This window comes from Azospirillum sp. TSO5, assembly GCF_003116065.1.
Lineage (GTDB): Bacteria > Pseudomonadota > Alphaproteobacteria > Azospirillales > Azospirillaceae > Azospirillum.
Genome location: NZ_LGQY01000176.1, coordinates 1 through 2,888, shown reverse-complemented (window position 1 = coordinate 2,888; position 2,888 = coordinate 1). Strand labels below are relative to the sequence as shown.

The 2,888-nt window shown below is 65.4% G+C and carries 3 protein-coding genes and 1 pseudogene; 3 read left to right on the top strand and 1 reads right to left on the bottom strand.

The window, feature by feature from the left end; all coding sequences use genetic code 11:
• Nucleotides 1-241 (bottom strand): hypothetical protein (locus TSO5_RS33170; protein WP_211099795.1); only part of this gene is annotated, 241 nt, incomplete at its 3' end.
• A gap of 17 nt (nucleotides 242-258) precedes the next feature.
• On the opposite strand from TSO5_RS33170, the gene TSO5_RS31620 reads away from it, so the two are divergent.
• The 3 genes and pseudogenes from TSO5_RS31620 to TSO5_RS31610 all read left to right on the top strand — a co-directional run.
• Nucleotides 259-1,467, top strand: a complete 1,209-nt coding sequence (locus TSO5_RS31620; RefSeq protein ID WP_109155331.1) for an ABC transporter substrate-binding protein — start codon at nucleotides 259-261, stop codon at nucleotides 1,465-1,467.
• Between the two features lie 259 nt (nucleotides 1,468-1,726).
• Nucleotides 1,727-2,614 (top strand): branched-chain amino acid ABC transporter permease, encoded by an 888-nt coding sequence (locus tag TSO5_RS31615; protein WP_109155329.1) that lies wholly within the window; start codon nucleotides 1,727-1,729, stop codon nucleotides 2,612-2,614.
• A gap of 61 nt (nucleotides 2,615-2,675) precedes the next feature.
• Nucleotides 2,676-2,888 (top strand): annotated as a pseudogene (locus tag TSO5_RS31610) (branched-chain amino acid ABC transporter permease); the annotation flags it as partial.

Here is a 2,888-nt window from a genome sequence, read left to right as displayed (position 1 = left end):
GGAGGGCCATGTGGTGGACATGATCCCCAACGACCAGCTCGACGCCAACATGGACAAGCTCCACACCTATCTCGGCGTGTAGGCCGTCCAGCCATCCGGCATCGCCTGCCGATATCACCGGCACGAACGCCGTCCCGCTCCCTTCGAAGGCGGGACGGCGGATCGCCGGATTTTGCCCGATTACCTGCTCCGGACACGGCCACAGGAACCCGCAATGGGAACCGGCCGACAATAAAACCAAGAGGGAGAGACCTTCTGATGCGCACGCTTCTTCTCGCCGGCACCGCCCTGCTGACGCTCGCCGGGACCGCGATCCCGGCCTCGGCACAGGTGTCGGACAACGTCATCCGCATCGGCGTGCTGAACGACCGTTCCGGCATCTACGCCGATCTCGCCGGCGAGGGCTCTGCCATCGCCGCCCGGATGGCGGCGGAGGAGTTCGGCAACAAGGTCGCCGGCGCCCCGGTCGAGATCGTCGTCGCCGACCACCAGAACAAGGCCGACATCGCCGCGTCCAAGGCGCGCGAGTGGGTGGACACCGGCGGCGTCGACGCCATCGCCGACGTGCCGAACTCCGCCGCCGCGCTGGCGGTGCAGGGCATCACCAAGGACAAGAAGCGCATCTTCCTGATGTCCGGTCCAGGCGCCACCGCGCTGAGCGGCGCGCAGTGCAGCCCCTACGGCTTCCAGTGGACCTACGACAACTACGCCATGGCCGCCGGCACCGGCCGCGCCCTGTACGAGCAGGGCAAGAAGAAGTGGTTCTTCGTGACCGCCGACTATGCCTTCGGCCAGTCGCTGGAGGAGGAGACCACCAAGATGGTGAAGTCGCTGGGCGGCACCATCGTTGGGTCGGTGCGCCACCCGCTCGGCACCTCCGACTTTTCGTCCTTCCTGCTGCAGGCGCAGGGGTCGGGCGCCGATGTGATCGGTCTGGCGAATGCCGGCGGCGACACCGTCAACGCCGTCAAGCAGGCGGCGGAGTTCGGCATCACCCAGGCGGGCCAGAGCCTGGCCGGCCTGCTGATGTTCATTTCCGACGTGAATGCGCTGGGCCTGCAGTCGGCGCAGGGGCTGATGCTGACCACCGGCTTCTACTGGGACATGGACGACCAGACCCGCGAATGGTCGAAAAAGTTCGAGGCCAAGGCCGGCAAGAAGCCGACCATGGTGCAGGCCGGCGTCTATTCGGCGGTGAAGCATTACCTGAAGGCGGTCGAGGCGGCGAAGACCGACGACGCCGACAAGGTCGCCGCCAAGATGCGCGAGCTGCCGGTCGAGGACATGTTCGCCAAGAAGGGCAAGGTCGCCGCCAACGGCCGCATGTTCCACGACATGTATCTGGCCCAGGTGAAGACCCCGGCCGAATCGAAGGGGGCCTGGGACTATTACAAGATCGTGAAGACCATCCCGGCCGACACCGCCTTCATGGACCCGAAGCAGAGCGGCTGCCCGCTGGTGAAGTGAGGGGGAGGCGGGCGCCTTGCCCCCTCCCTAACCCTCCCCCGCTCTCAGCGGACCTACGGTCCGCCTGTCGCGTCAGCACAAAGCGAGGCTTTGTGCGAGAGCTTCGAGGGAGAGGGGACTGCCGCCGCTTCGGCAATCACGCCTCGCTGACAAGCATCCTACCCCCTCTCCCGCGAAGCGGGGGAGGGATGGGGAGGGGGCCTGCGAAGCAACAACCAAAAACCAAGAACAACACCAACGAACCGGGAGAAATGCGGAGATGGTCAGCCTGCTGGGAATCCCGCCCCAAGTACTGTTCGGGCAGCTTCTGCTCGGACTGATCAATGGTTCCTTCTATGCGCTGCTCAGCCTGGGGCTGGCGGTGATCTTCGGCATGTTGAACGTCATCAACTTCGCACATGGCGCCCTCTACATGGTCGGCGCCTTCGTGGCGTGGCTGCTGCTGACCTATGCCGGCATTGGCTATTGGGGGGCGCTGCTGGTGGCGCCGGTCGTCGTCGGGCTGCTTGGCATCGCGCTGGAAAAGACGATGCTGTCGCGGCTCTACAAGCTGGACCATCTCTATGGGTTGCTGCTGACCTTCGGGCTGGCGCTGATCCTGGAAGGGGCGTTCCGCCATCAGTACGGCGTCTCCGGCCAGCCCTATCCGATTCCAGCAGCCCTTCAGGGCGGGCAGAATCTGGGCTTCATGTTCCTGCCCAACTATCGCGGCTGGGTTGTCGTCGCCTCGCTGGTCATCTGCTTCGGCACGTGGTTCGCCATCGAGCGGACGAAGCTGGGCGCCTATCTGCGCGCGGCGACGGAAAACCCGACGCTGGTGCAGGCCTTCGGCATCAACGTGCCGGTGATGGTGTCGCTGACCTACGGCTTCGGCGTGGCGCTGGCCGGTCTGGCCGGGGTGCTGGCGGCACCGATCTATCAGGTGTCACCGCTGATGGGCACCAACCTGATCATCATCGTCTTCGCCGTGGTGGTGATCGGCGGCATGGGATCCATCCTGGGCGCCATCGTCACCGGCCTCGGGCTGGGGCTGCTGGAGGGGTTGACCAAGGTCTTCTATCCCGAAGCGTCCAACATCGTCGTGTTCGTCGTGATGGCGATCGTCCTTCTCATCAAGCCCGCGGGCCTTTTCGGACGGGAGCGTTGATCCAATGACCGTCGCCAGCAATTCCACCCGCGTCGCGGTTCGGGGTCCGGCCATCGGCACGATGCTGATCGCCGCCGTGCTGCTGCTGCTCGCCCTCGCGGCACCCTTCGTGCTGTATCCCGTCTTTCTGATGAAGGTGCTGTGCTTCGCGCTGTTCGCCTGCGCCTTCAACCTGCTGATCGGCTTCGCCGGCTTGCTCAGCTTCGGCCATGCCGCCTTCTTCGGCGGGGCGGCCTACATCGCCGCCCACACCGTGAAGGAATGGGGCTGGGCG